General features: G+C 72.3%; 15 protein-coding genes. 9 read left to right on the top strand and 6 right to left on the bottom strand.

Annotated features, from left to right (window positions below):
• Positions 1-3 precede the first annotated feature (3 nt).
• The 4 genes from WME96_RS45990 to WME96_RS45975 all read right to left on the bottom strand — a co-directional run bounded on the left by WME96_RS45990 (position 4) and on the right by WME96_RS45975 (position 5,351).
• Positions 4-1,566 (bottom strand): patatin-like phospholipase family protein, encoded by a 1,563-nt coding sequence (locus tag WME96_RS45990; protein ID WP_437287877.1) that lies wholly within the window; start codon positions 1,564-1,566, stop codon positions 4-6.
• Positions 1,563-2,939: an esterase/lipase family protein gene (locus tag WME96_RS45985; protein WP_437287876.1), complete on the bottom strand. Its 1,377-nt coding sequence runs from the start codon at positions 2,937-2,939 to the stop codon at positions 1,563-1,565. The genes WME96_RS45990 and WME96_RS45985 overlap by 4 nt, the downstream gene beginning before the upstream one ends.
• Before the next feature lie 76 nt (positions 2,940-3,015).
• Positions 3,016-4,518 (bottom strand): MBL fold metallo-hydrolase, encoded by a 1,503-nt coding sequence (locus tag WME96_RS45980; protein ID WP_437287875.1) that lies wholly within the window; start codon positions 4,516-4,518, stop codon positions 3,016-3,018.
• A gap of 500 nt (positions 4,519-5,018) precedes the next feature.
• A complete protein-coding gene (locus tag WME96_RS45975; protein WP_437287874.1) occupies positions 5,019-5,351 on the bottom strand; it encodes a hypothetical protein in 333 nt (110 codons plus the stop codon).
• Between the two features lie 626 nt (positions 5,352-5,977).
• Here WME96_RS45975 and WME96_RS45970 point away from each other — a divergent pair.
• The 4 genes from WME96_RS45970 (at position 5,978) to WME96_RS45955 (ending at position 10,390) form a co-directional block, all read left to right on the top strand.
• Positions 5,978-6,976, top strand: coding sequence for an SDR family oxidoreductase (locus WME96_RS45970; RefSeq protein ID WP_437287873.1), 999 nt, complete (start codon positions 5,978-5,980; stop codon positions 6,974-6,976).
• A gap of 320 nt (positions 6,977-7,296) precedes the next feature.
• Entirely contained in the window at positions 7,297-8,037 is a 741-nt protein-coding gene (locus tag WME96_RS45965; protein ID WP_437287872.1) for a type 1 glutamine amidotransferase domain-containing protein, read from the top strand.
• A 342-nt stretch (positions 8,038-8,379) separates the two neighbouring features.
• On the top strand, positions 8,380-9,165 hold the full coding sequence (locus WME96_RS45960; RefSeq protein ID WP_437287871.1) for a methyltransferase domain-containing protein: 786 nt from the start codon (positions 8,380-8,382) through the stop codon (positions 9,163-9,165).
• Positions 9,166-9,613: 448 nt separating this feature from the next.
• Positions 9,614-10,390, top strand: coding sequence for a DUF4142 domain-containing protein (locus WME96_RS45955; protein ID WP_437287870.1), 777 nt, complete (start codon positions 9,614-9,616; stop codon positions 10,388-10,390).
• Positions 10,391-10,537: 147 nt separating this feature from the next.
• Here WME96_RS45955 and WME96_RS45950 read toward each other — a convergent pair whose 3' ends face one another.
• Complete coding sequence (locus WME96_RS45950) at positions 10,538-11,206, bottom strand: hypothetical protein (protein ID WP_061619356.1); 669 nt, start codon at positions 11,204-11,206, stop codon at positions 10,538-10,540.
• A gap of 194 nt (positions 11,207-11,400) precedes the next feature.
• Between WME96_RS45950 and WME96_RS45945 the strand changes: the two genes are divergently transcribed.
• The 3 genes from WME96_RS45945 to WME96_RS45935 all read left to right on the top strand — a co-directional run bounded on the left by WME96_RS45945 (position 11,401) and on the right by WME96_RS45935 (position 14,874).
• Positions 11,401-12,639, top strand: a complete 1,239-nt coding sequence (locus tag WME96_RS45945; RefSeq protein ID WP_437287869.1) for a hypothetical protein — start codon at positions 11,401-11,403, stop codon at positions 12,637-12,639.
• Positions 12,636-13,652 carry a tetratricopeptide repeat protein gene (locus tag WME96_RS45940; protein WP_437287868.1) on the top strand — a complete coding sequence of 339 codons (1,017 nt, stop codon included), beginning with the start codon at positions 12,636-12,638 and terminating at the stop codon, positions 13,650-13,652. Before WME96_RS45945 ends, WME96_RS45940 begins: the two co-directional genes overlap by 4 nt.
• 127 nt (positions 13,653-13,779) lie before the next feature.
• Positions 13,780-14,874, top strand: a complete 1,095-nt coding sequence (locus tag WME96_RS45935; RefSeq protein ID WP_437287867.1) for a hypothetical protein — start codon at positions 13,780-13,782, stop codon at positions 14,872-14,874.
• 13 nt (positions 14,875-14,887) lie between these two features.
• Here the strand turns inward: WME96_RS45935 and WME96_RS45930 are convergent, their stop codons facing one another.
• On the bottom strand, positions 14,888-15,730 hold the full coding sequence (locus WME96_RS45930) for a Uma2 family endonuclease (RefSeq protein WP_437287866.1): 843 nt from the start codon (positions 15,728-15,730) through the stop codon (positions 14,888-14,890).
• 456 nt (positions 15,731-16,186) lie between these two features.
• On the opposite strand from WME96_RS45930, the gene WME96_RS45925 reads away from it, so the two are divergent.
• Together WME96_RS45925 and WME96_RS45920 are read left to right on the top strand one after the other, a co-directional pair.
• On the top strand, positions 16,187-18,025 hold the full coding sequence (locus WME96_RS45925; protein WP_437287865.1) for a TolB family protein: 1,839 nt from the start codon (positions 16,187-16,189) through the stop codon (positions 18,023-18,025).
• A 278-nt stretch (positions 18,026-18,303) separates the two neighbouring features.
• Positions 18,304-20,787, top strand: a complete 2,484-nt coding sequence (locus WME96_RS45920) for a beta-propeller domain-containing protein (RefSeq protein ID WP_437287864.1) — start codon at positions 18,304-18,306, stop codon at positions 20,785-20,787.
• Positions 20,788-20,829 lie beyond the last annotated feature (42 nt).

The following is a 20,829-nucleotide window of genomic DNA, read 5'->3' as shown; positions in this document are numbered from 1 at the left end:
ACCTCAGAAGGGGCCGTACGCGAGGACGTCGCGCCCGTACACGTCCCAGAGCTTGCCCAGGAACAGCCTGCCAAAGCGCAGGAGCGCCTCCCGGCGATCGGCCGCTGTCCCTCCGTGGGCGCGGAAGGTCGTGAGTTGCCGCATGAAGTCGAGCAGGTGAATGCGGAGGATCCCGGACGCCACGACCTCCGCCGCAGACTCCAGCGCGGCGGAGATGTGCCCGCGGTAGATGCGGGTGGTGAGCGTCGACGTGTCGTCCCAGAGATCGAGGCCGGGCTCGTCGCGGACCTCCTTGCGCCCGCTCAGCGTGAGCGCGCGTCCCCTGCCATCGCGGAAGAAGAGGCGATACAGCATGTGCTTGCCGGTGGGGTCCAGCGCGCCGCCCGTCCGCTGATCGACGAGCAGGTTGAACGTCCCGCGCTCGATCCGGAGCGCGCCGCCGAGCGCGTCGCAGAGGATGTTCCCCTCGACCTCCGCCTCGTGCTCGGGCGACGTCACGAAGCGGCCCACGGCATCCACCGTGATCGTGAGGTGCGCCTCGAGGGGCGTGCCCTCGCGCTTGCCCCTCGCGAACGCCTCGTCGTGAGGGTGGTCGCCGCGCGCGATGTAGCCCTTCATGACCTCGCTGAACGAGAGCCCGTAAGACGCCTCCGGCGCGCGCTCGTCGGGCGCGAGATCGCGCCCGGGCTTCCGCGGGATGCCGTTCGCGTCGCACCACGCGCGCGCCTCGCGCACGCCGAGGTTCACCGCCTCGGCGAGGCGGTCGGCGCTGAGCGCGAGCACGTAATGAACGGGGACCTCGGCCCGGAGGATGTGCAGGCGGATGACGCGGTTGAACTCGCCGGGCTCCCCTCGCGCGATCGCCGCGTTGCTGTCCTCGATGCGGCGCACGATGCGGCGGAAGTTGCTGTTGGCCGCCATCTCGATGATCTGGAAGTAATGGGCGATGAAGCCGTCCTTCCAGTCGCCGCGCTCGCTCACCGTCCAGATGACCCAGATCTCGTCGGCGCCGCGCCGGATCGCCTCCTCCAGGTTGGCGTCGGTGCTGTAGACCGAGTCGACGTAGGTGTCGCCGCCGATGACGACCGGCGGGAACCACATGGGCAGCGAGATCGCGGCCATCAGGTGATCTTCGGTCATCACGGACGGCGGCAGCGCCTCGAGCGCGTGCTTCGTGAAGTTGTACACGTTGAACGTCGCGTCGAGCGGGCTCTCGCGGATCGCGCCGAAATCCAGCCGCCACGCCTCCCGGATCGCCATGCGGAAGCGATCCAGCGTCGCTATCGACTCGGCGTGGAGGGGCTTGATGTACTCCTCGAGGTTCAGGTCGAGGCCGAGGCTCGGGTCGAACCTCCGCCAGCTGTCCGCGATCTGCGAGCCGTTGAGCCCCTGGCAGAGCATCGCGAGGTTGAGGGTGCCGCCGCTGGCGCCGTCGACGTGATCGAAGGAGAGCCCCGCCTCGTCAAGCCACACCTCGAGGACGCCGGCCTGGAAAGCCACCTTCATCCCGCCGCCGGCGAGGATCAGCGACCGTTTCGTCGAGCGCTCGCTCCGCTGGGTGCTCACGGGACGGCTCCTTCCGCGCCGAGGCTCGACGAGGGCGCGTCCGCCTCGGCGCGAGGCGAAGGCGCGCTGTCCGCGGCCGCGGCGCGATCGGCCTCGGCGTCGGGGATCCGCGCGGAGAACGCCGGCAGGACGACCCGGGTGAGCGGCGCCCGGCGGTCCCGGCCCGACTCGGAGGCGAACGCGAAGCTGCGCACCGACCGCCACACCTGCAGGAAGCGCTCGCGATCGAAGCCCGAGCTGGACAGGAAGATGTCGTACCGCTTGTGGGCAGGGCTCACGACGTCCTCGTCCGGCGCGCCGGGCCCGCCGTGATGTCCGAGGATGTCCGCGTGATCCGCGTCGACGAAGACGCTGTCGTCCGGCGTGGGCCACACCATGGACACACAGTTGACGATCCCGTCGTTGTGCGCGCGGCCGAGCGCCACGCTCCCCGCAGCGTCGAGCCTGCGGACCGAGCAGTCCGGTCCGAGCTCCTGTCCAGGCTCGCGCGCGGTCCACCGGTGGAAGATCTTGAACAGGTCGTGATCCGGCGCGCCCGGGAGCGGCTCGGCCCTGGTCACGATCGAGCGCAGGCGCACGTGCGCGTAGGTCGTCCTGAAGAGCTCCTCCGCGCGAGCGGCGTCCGCCGCATAACGGGCCGGATCGAGGTCTGCGACGACGCCGAAATCGTCCGAGGCGTCGTTCAGCCATTTCAGCGTGTCGAAATAGACGCCCCTCGCCCGCGCGCGGGCGAGGCCGTCCCGCTCGTCGCAGGCGCTGAACAGGCTCATCGTGTCGAGGATCGCGTGGACCCAGCCGGCCGACCACCCGAGCCGCTTGAGCGAGCTGGCCAGGAGGCGCGCGCCCGGCTGACGCAAGGTGCGGCTGGTCTCGTAGAGCACCGTCACGAGCGCCTGGAGCTTGCTGGACCATCCGCCGACGACGTGGGCCAGGTTCGAGCCGCGGTGAGGCGTGGAGAGGAACTGGACGGAGCAGATGCTCTTGATGATCGCCTCCGCGGGGAACTTCTCGATCGGCTCGTTCCTGACCGCGTGCTCGTGGAGGCACTTCATCATCCACCGGATATCCATCCCACCGGTGGAATGGCCGACGAAGTGGATGGCGTCGCCGCGGTCCAGGCGGAGGAGCCCCCGCTTGTACCGCTGCAGGAGCCAGTCCAGGAGGAGCTTCGCGCGCGTCTCGATGCGCGCCGTGGGCAGGTTCGGGAAGTAGTGCAGCGTGAGCGGGGCCTCGTACATGGCGCCCTTCCATCCGCGCAGCGCCTCGGTCACGCCGTGGTAGTAGTGCAATGAGCCCAGGGCATCGAAGCCCGCGAACCCCGGCACGAGGATGAAATGAGTCCTCGGCTCGTCTGTGCGAGTCATCACGTTCATGGAAGCGTCTCCTCCGCTCTGCGATCGCCCTACGCGCGCTCCGGCGTGTGGGCGTGGACCGTTGTGGAAGTAGCCATCATCGACGAACCGTGCTGTCGATCATCGAGGGCGCCCCCGTGATGACGTTCGCAGCGCCGTTCATCGAGCGCGCCGGGGGCCGAGGACCGTCGTCCCGAGCGCGGCTTTTGACGAGCTCGTACATCCAGCGGATGTTGCTCTCCGCGCTCGTCCAGACGAGCCGCCCGCGATGCGACACGGGCAGCTTCTTGAAGCTCCACGGCGAGAGGTCGATGAGCAGCACCGCGTCGTCGGCGCTGGCGCCGCGCCTGACGACCGCCTCCACGGAGGCCTTGAGCGACTCGAGGTAATCGGCGTAGCGCGCCAGATCTCCGGCCCGGGCGACCGGGCCGTGGCCGGGCACGAAGGTCGCGGTGGGGTGAGCGGCCGCGAGGCGGCGGATCACCGCCGCGAGCGCGTCGACATCGGCGCCCACCGGGGAGAGGTCGAAGAACGGATAGTGGGCGTGAAACACGAGGTCGCCCGTGGCGACGACGTCCGCGTCGGGGACATGGACCCACAGGTCTCCGTGCGTGTGCGCGGCTCCCGGGTGCCCGACGCGGACCTTCCGCCCGCCCACGTCGAGCTCCGCGCCCTCGTCGCCGATGAGGACGACGGGCACACCGTCGCGGTGCGATGACCAGAACTTGCCGTCCTCGGCATGCATCGAGGCGGGGACGGTGCGGTACGCGACGATCGCGGCGCGAGGATAGAGATCGTTCCCCTGCGTGTGATCGTAATGGTAATGGGTATTGACCACCGTCTTCACCGGCGTGGACACGTGCTTGCGGATCCAGCGCCGCAGCATGTGCGAGCCGGGGAAGAACTTGGTATCGACGAGGAGCGACTCCCCGCGCCCCTCGACGATCAGCGAGTTGCCGCCGCCGCCGAGCACGACGCGGACGCCCGGCCCGAGCTCGACGACCGACTGGCGCACGTGAGAGCGGTAGAACGAGAGCGCCGCCGCCACGGGCGACGCGGCCTCGCGGAGCGATGGATGCGAGCCCGGAAGGAGCTCCGGGGCGAGCCGCCCGTGCTGCTTGTACACCGCCTCGAGCAGCCGCGCTCCCTCCAGCGATCTGTCCTTGACGAACGTAAAATGGGCGAGCCAGAAGTCGCGCATCGCCCGGAAGGTCGGCCCCGTGGCCTGCTCCCAGGAGCCGAAGCGAGAGCGGCCGTTGCCGGCGTCCTCCACGAGGTAGCTGTGCCGCGCGTGGAAGCCCGGCAGGGCCGTGACTTCCCAGGTGACCTTCCTTCCCGGCTCGACCTCGACGATGTCCGCGACGGCCGGCAGCACGTACGGGTAGAAGGGGTGGATCGGACGGAAGCACCAGGTCAGCCGCTGACCGAGGGCGAGGCGCTCGTTGTGCACCCAGAGGAAGCAGGGGTTCCAGCGCGGCCAGTGGCGCGCCCGTGTGAAGAAGCCCCAGAGAACGTCGACGGGGATGTCGACCTCGATCGCGCCGGCCACGGGGATCATGTCGTGCGACGGCTGAAAGGCCGCGGTGTCGTGCGTGCTCATGCGATGATCTCCTGCGCTCAGCGCTCAGCGCCGCGCGCGCACACGTCGGGCTGTACAGGCGGAGCGCACCTCGCCCCTGACGCGTCACCCTGGAGTGAAGCCGCGAGTGGAGAGGATGGTACTGCGGGACACCACCCTGAGCTTCCTTCCGACAGGCTCGGACAGGACAGCTCGCCGGATGGCGAACCCTGTCGCCATCGTCGTCGTCATCGCAGGCATCTCTCGCGCCATCCGGGCTCAGCGTGCGATGCGGGGTGGATAGACGGCCGGAGCGCGCTGAATGCAGCGGTCGCGGTCAGAGCGCTCACGCCGGGGGTTCGGCTGCCTTTTGCGCAAGCACGCAGGAGCTTGCGTAGCGCCCGGTCCTGCGAGGGGAGATGAGGTGAGGAGGGCTTGAACGCATGTACCCGGGGGTGTTTGTCCGGGGTGGACCTGGCGCTCTCACGCCCCGCGCTCGGACGGCGGGGGAGTCTTGCCTTTCAGTCCCTGTCAGCGAAGGCTCACCGACCGGAGCCGCCACCTGGTGTGCGGGCCCCGCCGCCCTGCGTACCGGTCCCGCCGCCCGGCGTGCCGGTGCCCTGCGTACCGGTCCCGCCGCTCGGCGGCGTGAGAGAACCACCACCGGGCGTGCCCGACGTGCCGCTGCCCGGCGTGCCGCCCGTCGTGCCGCCGCCTGTCGTGCCGCTGCCCGGTGTACCGCCCGGCGTGCCGCCTGGCGTGCCGCCCGTCGTGCCGCCGCCCGGCGTGCGGCTGCCCGGCGTGCCGCTTCCCCACTCCTGCGTGCCGCCCTGGGTGCCTGTCCCGCCGTGAGCGCCTCCTTCAGGCGAGCCCATATCGCCGCCTGGCATCGTGTCTGTGCCGGGACTTCCGCTCTCCGGTGTTCCCGTTCCCTCGGTGGTACCAGGGGTCTCCCCGCCCGTCTGCCCGGCCCCGGGCGAGGTCGTTTGTTCGCCGCTCCTGCTTCCCCCACAGGCCATGAGCGGCAGCGCGGCCACGACTACCAGAAACATGCTTCGCATCTTGTCTCTCCCAGGTCGTCTGCGTTCGCGGCTCGTGCCGAGCCGCCGGCGATGCGGACGCGTCCGCGCGCATGAGGCCGCCCAGGGCCCGGCGCAGCGTCCCACGCTCGACATGCTGGAGCCGTCCCCGGACCTCGGGATCGAGACGAGGCCGGAACGGCACGTCGGGCCACGCCCGATCGAGCAGCGCTGCGCTCTCGCACGCAAACAGGCCTGCTGAGCCATCGTCCGCACGCGCGCTCGACGAGGAGCCGTCGGCCGGACACCGAGCGAGCGCGTCGATCCATCACGTCAGGCGCCAGCCACCCTCGCGGCGGACGGCTCCAGCTTCGATCCGGCTTGCCCGGCGCTTGCATGAGGTCACGACCACCTGTGACCGCGGAGCACGCCGCGCGCCGCGCGCGGCCGCTCGCCGCAGGGTGCAGCAGAGGGGGTGAGGCATGCGCGAAAACATCCGGAACACGGTCGTCGTCATCACGGGCGCTTCGAGCGGCATCGGCCGCGCAACAGCGCTGGAGTTCGCCAGGCGCGGAGCCGCGGTGACGCTGACAGCCAGGCGCGAGCAGCCGCTGCGCGAGCTCGCCTCCGAGTGCGAGCAGGCCGGGGGCAAGGCCCTCATCGTGCTCGCCGACGTGACGAACGAGGCCGCTGTCCTGGAGGTCGCGCGGCGCACCGCCGAGGCGTTCGGCCGGATCGATGTGTGGGTCAACAACGCGGCGGTGACGCTCTTCGGGCTGTTCGAGCAGACGCCCTCCGAGCCCTACCGGCGCGTCATCGAGACCAACCTGTTCGGCTATGTCCACGGCGCCCGCGCCGCGCTGGCCCAGTTCCGACGGCAGGGTCGCGGCGTGCTCATCAACGTCGCCTCGATGGTCGCCAGGCTCTCGGAGCCCTACGTCAGCGCCTACGTCGCCTCCAAGCACGCGATCCGCGGGCTCTCCCAGAGCCTGAGGCAGGAGCTCACGGTGCTCGGCGTCCGCGATATCCATGTTTGCACCGTGATGCCGGCGACGATCGACACGCCGTTCTTCCAGCACGCCGGCAACTACACGGGGCGGACGCCGAGGGCCATGCCGCCGGTGTACCCACCGGAACGCGTGGCGCGCGCCATCGTTCGTCTGGCACGGACACCGCGGCGGGAGGTGTTCGTGGGCAACGCGGCCCGGCAGCTCGCCTTGCTGGCCTTCCTGGCCCCGGGCCTCGCGGAGCGCCTGCTCGCGCGGAGCGTCGACAGGCTGCACCTGCAGCACGACCGGACAGCGTACGCGACGAACGGCAACCTGTTCACGCCGCTGCCGGAAGGGACCACCGCGAGCGGCGGGTGGAAGCCGCGCGGGAAGAAGCGGCTCCTGCGCACCGCGGTCGTCGGACTGGCTGCCCTCGCGCCGGCCGTGCTGGGGCTGCTGTGGCTCCGCCCGAGGCTCCTTGCGTCGCGGTGACGGCGCGCTCTCCGTCTCATGATCCCCCTGCGTCATCGAGCCGTGGTCTGCCTGTCGCAAAAAGACACACTGGCCATGCCGGCGGCTGGGCTCGCGGACTCCACGAAATCTGCTCTGGCCTCGGTTGCGGCGCGGGGCGCCGGCTCTAGGGTGGGTCAGAGGAGACATGCCCGAAGGAGACACCGGGCTGTACGAACAGGCCCCTTCTGGCGCGCCGATCGCCAGGGATCTCACGCGGCACGTCACCCGCGCGCAGGGCCGGCGGACGAGGGCGCCGCGGCGGCCGCAACGACACGCATCGACCAACCGTTGAGGGCAGCATGAGGGAACGAAAGAAGCTCGCAGGAAAGCGAATCGCAGCGCTCGTGGCGGACGGGTTCGAGCAGATCGAGCTGACGGTGCCGATGAAGGCGCTCCGCGCCGCCGGCGCGGAGGTGGACGTCATCTCGCTACGCCACGGCAAGATCCGCGGGATGAACCTCCACGAGCCAGGCGCGAGGGTGCGCGTGGACCGGACCGTCGGCGAGGCGGACCCGGCCGACTACGACGGGCTGCTCTTGCCGGGAGGGTTCATCAGCCCGGACCTGCTCCGGCAGAGCGAGGAAGCGCGCCAGTTCGTTCGCGCCTTCGACACGCTCCGCAAGCCGATCGCGACCATCTGCCACGGCCCCTGGGTGCTCGCGTCGGCAGAGCTCGTGAGCGGGCGGCAGCTCGCGTCGTGGCCCGGGATCCGCGACGACGTCGTGCACGCCGGCGGCGTCTGGCGGGACGAGGAGGTGGTGCGGGACGGCAACTGGCTCTCGAGCCGCGGGCCGCAGGATCTACCGGCGTTCGTGCGCGAGATGCTCGATCTGTTCACCGAGACCGCGCCCATCCAGGCGGCCGTGGCGTCGCCGCTCGCCGTCCAGTCGGCGCCGGCGCGCACGTCGCCCCCGCTGGCGGCGCTCGGCGCGACGGCGTTCCTGCCGGCGCCTTCCACGGCGCGGCGGCTCCTCAGCGGCGTGGCCACGCTGGCGGTGGGCGGGCTCGCGGTGATGGCGTTGCGGAGGGCGATCGCGTAAGGGGCGGGCTCCAGGCGGGTCCGAGCTGCCCGGCCCCCGGCGACGCCGCCGCCCCCGATGAGCCCCCTCCGGGCGACCCCGCACGGCAGCCGACACGCCGACCTGTGTGCGGCAGGCGCACGGACGCGGCGCGCTGACCACCCCGATGCGGCGCCGCGTCCCCTCGGAGATCCACGTCCGGACATATCCGCGAGAGAGCGCTGCTGTTCAGCTTGGATCGAACGGCTCCGGCTGTGTGTCACTCAACAGATCAACGCGTTCACGGGAAGCCCGACGGCAGAAGTTCGCTTCTTCGCCCATGGAATTCGACTATTATGTCCATCTATGGCCGAGAGTAGCTATGTGTTTGCGGGTTCGGAGCGCGCGCGAGAGCTCGATCGCCTGCGGCGGATCGAGGGCTTCTTCGACCCCGGGAGCCGGCGGCTGCTCAAGGCCGCGGGGATGGGCCCCGGCTGGAGCTGCCTCGAAATAGGCGCCGGCGCCGGGTCGATCGCCGCCTGGATGGCCGAGCGCGTCGGCCACGAGGGCGAGGTGGTCGCGGTCGACCGCGACGTGGGGTTCCTGGACGCCTCTCGGCTGCCCGGCGTCCGGATCATCGAGGGCGATATCCGTCAGCTCGACTTCCATGCAGCCCGGTTCGACCTGGTCCACGCACGCTACGTGCTCATCCACAACGCGGATTTCCAGGTGATCCTCGACGCCATGCTCGCGGCGCTGAAGCCCGGCGGGCGCCTGGTCCTCGAAGAGCCGGACTTCACCGCGGCCAGGGGCGCCTCCGGCGCGGATATCGACGCCTTCAACCGGGTCAATCAGTCGATCCTCGCGATGTACGAGGCCGGCGGTCAGGACCCGGGCCTGGGCCTGCGCCTGCCCGCGATCCTGATGTCGCGGGGGCTCGCCATCGAGGCCGTCGAGAACGAGGTGCCGCTGTGCCCGGGGGGCCACCCGCTCTCCGGGATCATGAGCCTGTCGGCCGCTCAGCTCCAGGACAGATACCTCGCGACGGGGCAGATCAGCGAAGAGGATCTCGCCGGCTACGCCCGGTTCGCGTCCGATCCCTCGGCGTGGGGAATCTACTACGGCACGGTCGGCGTCGTGGCCCGCAAGCCGGCCAGAGCCGCGGACTGACGCGCCGCCCGCGCCCCTGTCGCCGGGCGCCCGATACCCAGCCTTGGGCCCGTCCTCCAGCAAAGCGACGATATCCATCCTGCCGCCTCCGTCGCGCCCGCCCACGCCAGCGCACCGCCCCTCCGGATGCGCCGCCCCCTGGACCAGGCCAGCCCTGCCCTGAGGGCGCCGGCGCCGCCGCCCGGGCGCGCGCGCGTCCGTTCATCGACGTGAGGATGTGGCACCTGCGCGCCGGTCCGTCGCGCGGCGCGGAGGGTTCAACCGATCCTGTGCGATGGTGAGCATTGGCTATTTCGATGAGATCGCGCTTGCGTCTCCCGGCGCCGGTTCAAGATACATGGCGGGGCGGGCCAGGCATCACCGCCAAGCGCTTCAGCGCCGGACCCGCTTCCGTCAATGACATGGGGGGATCATGAGCATTCGAATCAATTCTCTTCGTTTTGCATGGATGACAGCCCTGGCGCTCGCGGGAACCAGCGCCTGCTCCGTCGCGGCGGAAGACGGTGATCTGGCGGCGGCGGACGAGGACACGTCGGAAGAGGAGGTCCAGGCCACCTCGCAGGCCTTCACGCTCTCGATGCCAGAGCTCGCGGCGGTGCTCGGCGCCTTCGACGCGAACGAGTTCGTCATCGCGCAGCTCGCGCTGAACCACGCGACGGACCCGCACGTGCGCGAGTTCGCCCAGGAGCTGCTCGATTATCATTCCCTCTCGAACCAGCGGCTCCGGGCCGCGCTCACGCAGATCGGCATGAGGCCGCTGGACAACCAGATCAGCCTGGCGCTGGCCGAGCAGGGCGCGTCGGATCAGCAAACGCTCGAAGGTCTCACGGGGGCTCACTTCGACTGGACGTTCGTCGACATCCAGATCTACCGGCACCGGGAGTTCCTCGCCCATCTCCAGGAGCAGATCTCCGTCGTCGGGCCCGAGCTGCAGCCGGGGATCTCCCACCTCGTTCCAGAGATCCGGAACGCCACGTCGCGGCACCTCGCGTTCGCCACGTCGCTCCCCGCGCTGATCGGCAGCCCGTACGTCCGGGATTACGGCGCCCTGCCTGGCGCATCGTACTACGGTTACAACACGCCTTATTACGGCCCCGTTTACTCCGGCGCGAACGGGCTCTACTCTCCCGCTCGCCCCTCGTACCCCTGGTATAACGGGCGCAGCGGGTCGTTCGGCTCCGGCGCTCAGGACCCGAACGCGCCTTTCGGGGGCCGTCGCCCGTGAGCCTGCCCAGGTAGCGATCGGGCGCCACGCTCGCCCGCGCCGCGGCGCCTGCGCTCGACGAAGCGTGGGCGCCGCGGCGCTCCCACCTGGTGCGCGGGATCGGCCGGCGCGCCCACAGAGGGCGGCCGACGTGGACGGCGCGGCGCGCTACAACCGGCGCCGCGCGCGGCCGCGATCCGGGATGACGCCGTGGATCTCCGCCTCGCTGAAGCCAGCCGCCTTGTAGAGGCGCTTCAGGTGCACGAGCTCGATGTGCGCGCTCTTCGCCACCGCGCCGCGAATGCGATCGAGCACGCTGAGCCGCTCGAGCGGGAGCCGGGTCGCCTCGACCGTCGAGCGCAGCGCCGCGGCGGCGGATTTGACCTCGGCGGCCGCCGCCTGCGCCTTGTCCAGGCTGAGCTTCGGGTGGATCCCCGAGCCGAGGAGCTGCGCGAGCACCTCCAGCCGATCCGGCTGGCCGGTGATGTCGCCGTCCTCATGGTCGGCGAAATAGGCCATGCCGCCGGGGAACAGGATCGACAGCGCCGGATCGGCGGTGGGGCGCCCGACCGCGTTCCAGACGTCGTCGGCCACCTTGCCGAGCGCGTCGTCGGCGCGCGCGGACTCGGCCTCGACCTTGGCGAGCAGGGGCTCCGCCTCGGACCGCGCGGCGTTGCGCTGGGCCTCCACCCCGTCGAAGAGCGTCAGCACGGGAACGAGCCGCTGCTCGGCGAGCTCCCGGAGGGACCCGCCCTTCGCAGAAGCGCTGTGGAGCGTCGCGCGCACGTCACCGATGATGTCGTCCGCTGGCGCATCCTTGCGAATCACCTCGCCCATGATGTCGATCCTCCTCTGGCCTCACGAGGCTCCAAGGCTGCGGAGTCCAGCGAAACACGACCCGCGAACGCCCCCCGTGGCGCTGTCACCTCGGGCACCATAACGGAGCATCGACCGCGCGATCAACCGGATCGCAGCCCCGCGCCCCCGGCCGGGCGTGAGCCTCTGGTGCGCGGCGCTGGTACACTCGCCGCGTGCACCTCGGCTCGCTGCTGTTCCCGGCCCTGCTCGCTCTCCCGCTCGCCGCGCACGGCGGACAGAGCAGCGGCGATCTCGTCGCCGCCGCCGCGGCGGCAGGGAGGCCGCCCGAGTGCTCGGCGCGGACCAGCCGCGCCATCGCCCGGGGGCCCACCGTCTGGGAGCGCGCGCGCGCGCCGGAGCTCCCGCGCTACTGCGACCTCCTCGCGCGCGGCCAGGCGCAGCTCGGCGGCAACCCCGAGGCGGCGCGCGAGTCGGCGCGCCTCGCCGACCAGATCCTCCCGGGGCACGCGGCGCCGCAGGTCCTGCTCGCGCGCGCCGCCCTCGCGCTCGGCTCGCCCGGGGACGCCGCGCGCGCGTTCGACCGCGCGCGGCACATCGACCCCCGCAGCGTCGAGGACCCGCCCACATTGCACGGCCTCGCCCGATCGCTCGCCCGCACCGGCAAGCGCGACGAGGCGCTCGCGATGTACCGCGCGCTCGTCCCGCGGATCGACCTGCTCGGCACCGCGGACCAGCGCGCGCTCGTGCTGCTCGAGGCAGCGCACCTGTCGATGGCCGCTGCCGGCGCCGCCGCGGGCGCCGCCGCGTCGACCGCCGACGCGGGCGCGAAGCCGCAGGGCGGCGCGCGCGGAGAGGGCGCCCGCGCCGATCTCGACGAGGCGATCGCCTACCTGCGCGAGGCGCGCCAGCGCTCGCAGTCGCAGCTCGCCCGCGACGTCACGCTGTCGCTCGCGCTCGCGCTGGACCGCGCCGGCGACCGCGCCCAGGCCGACGCCGCGCTCGAGGGCGAGGTGGCCGGCGCCGCTCCGGAGGCGACGCGCGCGCGGGCGGCCGATCCGCACGCCGGAGCCGCCGCGCGGGCGCGCGCCGCCGGCCAGCAGGCCGGAGCCGCCGCGCAGGCGGCCGATCCCCACGCCGGAGCCGCCGCGCGCGAGCACGCCGCGGACGACCTCGCCAGCGCGGCGGCGCGCCTGCGATCGGTCGACTACCTCGCGGCCCCGGAGGACAGGCTCGCCCTGGAGGCGCTCGCGCTCGAGCGGACCTCGGCGGCGGCGGCGATCGCGCGCTGGGAAGCCTACCTGTCGGGCGCCGGTGGAGAGGGGCCGTGGGCCGCGGCGGCGCGCGCGCGCCTCGACGCGCTCCGGAAGGGCGCAGGCGGCGGGGGCCCCCGGCCGGCGCGCGCCCCGCGGGAGCGCGTCGCGGCGCCCGCGCGGGCAGGAGGGGCGCCGTGAGCCGGCGGTCGCCCCTGCGCGGCGCTGCGGCGCTCCTCGCGCTCGCCCTCGCGGCGACGCGCGCGCCCGGCCCCGCCGCCGCAGCGCCGACCGTGTGGTCCCGCGCGCTGGATCCGGCGGCCTACGAGCGCGCGGCGCTCATCGCCCAGGCGGACGGGCTCCTTGTCCGTTACGACCGGCTGCGGCGCAGCCCGCTCCTGGAGCGGGTCGAGGAGATCGGCCCGCTCTGGCTGCGCGAGGCGCGCACCCTGTACGAGCGCGCCGGCGCGGCGACCTCGCGCGACCCCTCGGTGCGGCTCCGCTACGCCGACATCCTGGAGCACCTCGGCGACGTGCAGGGCGCCGTCGCGACGCTCGAGGGGCTCCTGCGCATCAACCCGCCGGCGCCTTCGCGGGCCGACGCGTGGCACGCGCTCGCGGTCTGCTATGCGCGGCTCGGCAGGTACACGGACGAGATCGAGGCGTACGACGAGGCGCTCGCGCTCGAGCCCCACGCGGCCTCGCGGGCCCTGCTGCTGGCCAACCAGGCCGAGGCCTACATGGCGCTCGGCGACATCACCTCCGCGGTCGAGGGGTACCGGGCCGCGCTGGCGACGCTCGGGTCGCTCGACATGTTCCGGTACGGCGTGACCACGCTCTGGGGGCTCGCGGTGGCGCTCGATCGGTCGGGCGACCTGGAGGGCGCCATCGAGCACATCCGGCTCGCGAGGACCTACGATCGGAGCGACCAGCAGATCAACGGCGCGGGCTGGTTCTACGTGCCCGCCCACGACGACGACTGGTACGCCGCGCTCGGCCACTGGGCCGCGGCGCGGAGCGCCGAGCTCGGCGCCGCGCGCGCGGAGGCGTACCTCCAGGCCCTGGCTGCGTGGGAGTCGTACATCGCGCGCGCTCCGGGGAACGACCACTGGCTGCCGCTGGCGAAGGCGCGGCGCGCGCAGTGCGAGAGGGAGCGGGAGCAGACGATGAAGCGCCTGCGGAAGCCCGCGCCCGCGGCGCCGCAGCGGCGCTGAGCGCGTCCGGCGCGCCGGGCCAGGACGCCCCTTTACGACCCAGCCCGGCGGCGTCACCTTATCCCGTCGTCGCTCTCGCGCGCGGGGGCGGCGCCGGCCAGCTCACCCCGAACGGAGATCCGTCGAGATGCGCGACTCGGTGTTCAATGAGACCGTGCTCTGGTCCGGACGTCCCAAGGTCGTCGCGACGCCGCTCCTCTACATCGTGGGCGCGGCCGTCTGCGGCGTGACCTCCGCGATCAGCACGGCGTCGGCCATCGTCGTGAGCAAGGCGCTCGGCGCGTCGCCGAACCAGCTCCTCGCGTTCGCGGCCTGGATGGCGAGCCTCGCGGTCGCGTTCAGCTACCTGCCGCGCTGGTGGCGCTCGGAGCTCGAGTACACGCTCACCGACGGGCACATCGTGGTGCAGCGCGGGAAGCTCCGCCGCTCCATCGAGCGGCGGTCGATCAGCTACGCGCGCATCCACTGGCACCCGAAGCACCCGGGCGTCGGCGACCTCGAGCTCGTGAGGGCGGTGCCGACCGGCGCGCTCCGGCGGCGGCTGTCGATCGTGCTGAACGGCGTCGTCGCGCCGGACCGCGTCTGGGCGATCCTGCGGGGCGTCGTGCCCTCGGCGCCCGCGGGGGACGGCCACCGGCTGCTCTCGCAGCGCCTCGACGAGGGCGAGCGGGTGCTCTGGTCGGCGCACCCGGCCGACGGCTGGCACAAGTGGCTCCCGAGCGGCCTGCGCGGCCTCGGCTCCGTGCTGATCGGCGTGCTCCTCGGCGGCTTCGCGGTGGTCTCGGCGGTGCACGCGGTGCGGAGCCTCCGCATCGTGACCGCGGCGGGCATGGACCCGGAGAGCGTGTCGTTCGTGGCGCTGGTCGCCTCGCTGTCGCTCACGATCGTGCTGCTCGTCGCCGCGGGGGCGGCGATGCTCTACGTGTCGGTGGTGCGCCCCGCGCGGCTCGCCGCGCGCACGCGGTACCTCATCACCGATCGGCGCGTGCTCATCCAGCGCGGCGACGAGGAGCTGCACCTCGATCGCTCGCGCATCGTCGACGTGATCGACGCGCCGGGCGCCGGAGGCCTCCGCGACGTGTTCCTCGTGCTCGACGGCCCCCGCGCCCGCGCCGTCGCCGCGAGCGGCGCCTTCGGCGAGGCCGCGGGCGCCGGGCTGCAGCCGGTGCTCCACCGGGTCGCGGACGTCGACTCGGTGCGCCAGATCCTGCGGCCGGCCTAGCTCCGCCCGCCGCTCACCGGCGCGTCACGCGGGACTCGAGGTCGCGCACGCGCGCCTCCAGCTCGCGCACGCGCGCCTCGGCGGCGACGCGGGCGCGCTGCTCCGCGGCGCGGGCGCGCTGCTCCTGGGCGCGCGCCTCGCCCTCGGCGCGGAGGGCCTCCTCCTCGGCGGGCACGAGATCCGTCGCGCGGGAGGTCCGCGCGACGCGCAACGTCGGGTGCGGGCCGTCCTTCAGCACGACGAGGTGCGCGTCGAGCGCCTCGATCCAGAGAGGATCGGCGCCGGCGTGGACGCGCAGGTACGTGCCGTCGGGGTCGCGCCGGTAGAGCTGGAGCGGCACGCGCTCGTCCGCGAGCGGCGCGCGCGCGGCGGCGGCCTCGGGATCGAAGAGCAGGAGCTCGGGGCAGCCGAGCTGCCAGTACTTGGCCGGCGTGTCCTCGTAGATCCGGCGCCAGTCGCCCGCGACGATCTCGAGCGCGAACCGCGGCGGGCGATGGCCCGGCAACCACGTCTGCCACTGCCGCGGCAGCGGCGGCAACGGGCGGTGATCGAGGACGTAGAGGTCGGGCAGGACGCGCACGAGCGGCTCGCTCCGCACCCACGCGAAGGCGTGGTCGGCGCCGGCGTACCAGTCGACCCAGCCGCGCTCGCGCGCGAGCTGCGCGACCACCGAGAGCAGCAGGCGCACGATCCCCGAGCGCTCGGCCTTGCCATGGCGCTCGGCGTCGTCGGGCAGGTACCAGCCGGACCAGTCGATGGCTGCGCTGGCCTCCTCCGGCGACAGATCGCGGAGCACGAGCGCGCGGGGCGGCCGCCGGGGGTTGAGCGGGAGCCCGAAGCGAGTCGGCGGTGCCACGCGATCAAACTAGCACCCCGACCGAGCCCGCGGGGACGCCGCGGCGCGCTGCTGGAAACTCGCGGCACATGGCCTCTTCGTCTGGAGTGCGATCAGGGAGCGCGAGGCGAGCAGAGGCCAGGCGACATGGCCCTGCGCGGAGCTTGACGAAGCAAAAGTTCCATGTCCCTATATCTGCTCACAACTTTCTTCACATCATCAACGGCGACCACGGCGTCTGCGGCAGCGAGCTCGCGCGGAGCGATCTCGCCATCCGCTGCTGGCGCTCCTGGAGCCCGGCGCGACGGATCCGCTGCACCACGGTGATCACGCGGCCATCGCGTCAGCTCGGTGACGGGCACGTCGATCACGCGTCCGGAGTGAACGCCGACCGTGGGCTCGAGAACACGCTCTCGGGCGGCGGCGTCCGCGCTGGTCTGGGCGGGACGAGCCGTGCGCGCGCATGGAGGAACCTGAATGAGAACCTTGCAACAACGGATCGGGACCCTGTTGATCGGCTCGCTGTGCGCTGTCGCCTGCTCGTCAGGCCCGGAGCCCTCCACCTCGCCAGGGCAGGGCACCGGCGGCTCGGGCGGGATCCCGGACGACATCGGCGGAGGCACGGGGAACATCTTCGACGTGGGGAGCGGCGGCCCCGTGGAGCCGCCCCCCTGCGAGGTCTGCGAGGATTTCCCAGCGGCCCCGGTGTTCGACGAGAGCGGGACGCCGCCGCCGGCGAACGCGCCCGAGCTGTTCGGCGACCCGGGCAGCGGGGCGCAGGGCGGCCCGTGCCTCGCGGAGCCAGAGATCGGCGCGCTCTTCCCGAACAACTGGCTGCGACCGAGGTTCCGGTGGACCGCGCCGCAGGGACAGGACCTGTTCGAGATCCGCGTGCACGCCGACCGGGAGAAGAACGACCTGGTCGTGTACACGACGAACAGGGAATGGAAGATGCCCAAGGACATGTGGGAGAAGCTGGCCGCCCACGTCCGCGACGAGCCGATCACGATCACGATCCGCTCCGTGTCGACGAGCGCGCCGGGCGCGCCGCTCCTGGGCAGCTCCGGGCCGATCACCATCGCGCCGGCCCCGGCCGGCGGCAGCATGGTGTACTGGGCGGCGATCGGCGAGGGGCCCGCGGACGCCTGGCTCGCGGGCTTCGGCGTGGGCGAGGAGGGCGTCGTCGACGCGCTCAAGGTCGACCAGGTCCAGCAGGGCGGCCGGCGCGACGAGAACGGCAACGTGCGGGGTGACGGCCAGGTGCGGTGCATCGGGTGCCACACGTCGACGCCCGACGGCGAGGCCGTCATGTTCATGGATCACTGGCCGTGGGACCTCGCCATCGCTTCCGTGAAGGAAGACTCGGTAGGTGAGGTCCCCGCCTACGTGACGCCGGGCGGCTCGGAGGCGATGAACCAGGCGTGGCTCGGGCCGCCCAAGATGTCGCCGGCGCACTTCGCCCCCGGGGACCGGGTCTTCATCACCTCCTATGGCCGACACAACGGCGGCGTCTGGGATGGCCAGTCGCACACCAGCATGCCGAACGCGCGCCTCGCGTGGTTCGACCTGGAGGCGCCCGCGCCGACCTACTCCGAGGCGACCAACGCCACGATGGCGAAGAGCGAGATGGCCGCCGCGGAGGGGACCGCCTTCGGGTTCATCGCGCGCGACGGCGACACGCGCGGGGCGATGATGCCGGACTGGAGCAACGACGGCGCGACCATCGTTTACGTCTCGACCGACGCCGGCAAGGACGGCCGGCTGGCCGCCGGAGCCGGCGATCTCTACACGGTTCCCTACAACAACAAGCAGGGCGGCGCGGCCACACCCCTTCAGGGCGCCGCAGAGCCGAACTTCAACGAATATTATCCGGCCTTCGCGCCCGACGATCGGCTCATCGCGTTCAACCGGACGCCGAGCCCGGGGGAGATGTACTATAACCCCAGCTCCGACATCCACGTCGTCCCCGCGGCCGGCGGCGCGGCGACGCGGCTCGCGGCCAACGACCCGCCAGCCTGCCTCGGCGTCACGAGCCCGGGCATCCACAATAGCTGGCCGCAGTGGTCGCCCGAGGCCACGACCGTCGACGGCAAGACGTATTACTGGGTCATCTTCTCTTCGTCGCGCGACGGCTACACGCTCCAGAAGGACCCGGGCAAGAAGGCCTCGCAGCTCTACGTGACCGGCGTGGTCGTCGAGGGCACGACCGTGCACACGTACCCCGCGATCTACCTCTGGAACCAGGATCCGGGCACCAGCAACCACACGCCCGCGTGGGACGTGTTCAAGATTCCACCCGCGCCCGTTCCCCTCTGAGCCCGCGCGCGGGCTCCCCTCGGCCGGGAGTGCCCCGTGAGCCCCGGACAGGCACGCGCACGCCGGGTGTGCGGTTCAGGCTCGATGAACGGCCACGTCATCTCGTGTTGACGGAAGTAGCCAATCACACCACCCGCATGGCACACCTGTGCCAGAAGGCCCTGGCGAGTACAGGGGATGTCGTGCTTCCGCGGCGCCGCGGGGTCCGGCGTGCGGGGAACCGCGCCGCAACGGGCGAGCGGACGGCTGGCGCGGGCCTTGCCGCAGTGGCGGGCACCATGCGAACACACCGTGCCCTTTCCTCCCTCTGGCTTCTCCTTGCAACAGGCCTCCTCGCCGCCGGATGCGACCCGGAGTCACCGCGTGACGGCTCGCAGAGCGGGTCTCAGAGCGCGGCGCTCCACCGGGCCCAGTCCTGCGAGGACCTCGAGGCGCTGCTGAAGCAGGACGCGCTCACCAAGATGAACGCCCAGATCGACGCCATGATCGCGAGCTACTCCGTGTACGGCGACATCCGCGGGGGCGGCGGCATCGGCGTCGACAACGACCTCGGGGGCGGCGTCGGCGCGCCGCCCGGCCAGAGCGCGGACCCGACCGCGCCTTCCCCGGTGCCGGCCAGCGGCGACGGCGCGGCCGCCCCGGAGGACGGCAGCGGCCCCCCGACCCACTCGGACACGAATACCCAGGTCGCCGGCATCGACGAGGCGGATATCGTCAAGACCGACGGCAACAACCTCTACGTGCTTCACGGTCAGACCTTCTACACGCTGGCCGCGTGGCCGGCCTCGTCGCTCGCGGTGGGCAGCTCGCTCGCGATCGAGGGGCAGCCGCACGAGATGTTCGTGACGGACGACAAGGTCGTCGTCTACTCGGCGGTCAACGCGCCGTCGATCTACGAACGAGCGGGCGTCGAGCCGCGGCCGAGCTACTACGATTACGTGATCGCCGGCGGCGTGGCCGGCGGCGGCATCGCCCAGCCAGCTCCCGCAGGCGGCGCCGCGCCGGACGTGGACGGTGGGCCGCGCGACACGCCCATGCAGCCGTCCGGGAGCGACACGCCCACGCCGCCGTCCGACGGCGACCCCGATGCGCCGGCGAGCGACGGCGACCCGGGCGGCGCCGACGAACCGGCGAGCGACGGCGCGCCGGACGCCCCCGATGCGCCGGCGGGCGGCGACCCGCCGGCCGGCGACCCGGCCCCCAACGGCGAGCCTCCTCCCCTGGATCCCGGCGCGCCCGAGGTCTACGCCCCGCTCACGAAGCTCACCGTCCTGAGCCTCGCGGGCGGCGCGCCCAGCGTGGTCAAGGAGCTCTACTTCGAGGGAGGCTACGCCTCGGCGCGCCGCGCCGGCGAGGACGTCCGCACGGTGCTGACCGGCGGCGCCCACGGCCCGGCGCTCGGCTACTGGCCCGAGAGCCTGACCGAGTACCCCGAGACCGCCGACGCGTGGACCGCGGCGTTCGAGCAGCTCCGCGCCGAGAACACGGCGATCATCGAGGCCGCGCCGCTGTCGACGTGGCTGCCGTATCGCTTCGAGAAGCAGGGGGACACGGTCACGGAGCTCGGGGCGAGCTGCTCGGACTTCTATGTTCCGGGGGCGGGCACGACGTCCTACGGCCTGACGCAGGTCGAGTCGATCGACCTCGGCGATCTCGGCGCGACGCCGGCGTCGACCTCGATCATCGGCGCGACCGACACGGTGTACTCGAGCCACGACGCCCTCTATGTCGCCGCGCGGGGCTGGCAGGAGCCGGCGTCGCCGGGAGCGCCCGGCGAGGCGCTCGTGAGCAGCGACGTCACGCACCTGCACAAGTTCGACCTGACCGCCGACCCGAGCCAGCCCAGGTACGTCGCGTCGGGCTCGGTGCCCGGTCATATCCTCAATCAATTCTCGCTCGATGAGCACAACGGCAAGCTCCGCGTCGCCACGACCGCGATGGTGCCGGCGGAGCCCAGGTGGACGACCAGCAACAGCGTGTTCGTGCTCGAGGCGCAAGGCTCCGAGCTCGCGCGCGTCGGCGCCGTCACCGACCTGGCGCCCGGCGAGCAGATCCGCTCGGCCCGGTTCTTCGGGGATCGCGGCTATGTCGTGACGTTCCTCCAGGTCGATCCGCTGTTCGTGCTCGACCTCTCCGACCCGGCGGCGCCGTCCGTCGCGGGAGAGCTCAAGATCCCCGGCTTCAGCGAGTACCTGCACCCGCTCGACGACGGACACCTGCTGGCGATCGGCAGGGACGCGGACGAGAACGGCAGGGTGACCGGCCTGGCGCTGCAGATCTTCGACGTCACGGACCCGTCGGCGCCCGCGCAGCTGCACAAGGAGACGATCGAGGGGCCGTACGCGTCCTCGGCGGCCGAGTACGACCACAAGGCGTTCACGTACTACGGTGAGCACGGCGTGCTCGCCTTCCCGCTCGTGAGCTACGACGTGGAGACCGGCGCGATCGCGAGCACGCTGGAGCTCTTCAACGTCGATATCGCCGACGGGTTCAGCCGGCTCGGCGCGGTCGACCACAGCGGCTTCTTCACCCCGACGCCGGATTGCTACTACTACGGCGGCGCCAACGTGTGGCGCGGCCTGTTCATCGAGGATCACGTCTACTCGATCTCCGACGGCGGCGTGCTCGTGAACGCGCTCGACGACCTCGCGACCCCCGTCGCGTCGGTGGCCCTGCCTGCCTCGACCTCGTGGTACGCGTGCGGCGGCGACGTCGCCGAGCCCGCGCCCACGCCCGCGCCCGCGCCCGACGGCAAGGAGTAGCGCCGCGCGGCAGCGATCCTGGCGCGGCGCCCCGCCCTCCGA

The organism is Sorangium sp. So ce406, from assembly GCF_051474675.1.
Taxonomy (GTDB): domain Bacteria; phylum Myxococcota_A; class Polyangia; order Polyangiales; family Polyangiaceae; genus Sorangium; species Sorangium cellulosum_G.
The sequence above is the reverse complement of the archived record's forward strand: the minus strand, read 5'-3'. Positions and strand labels throughout refer to the sequence as shown.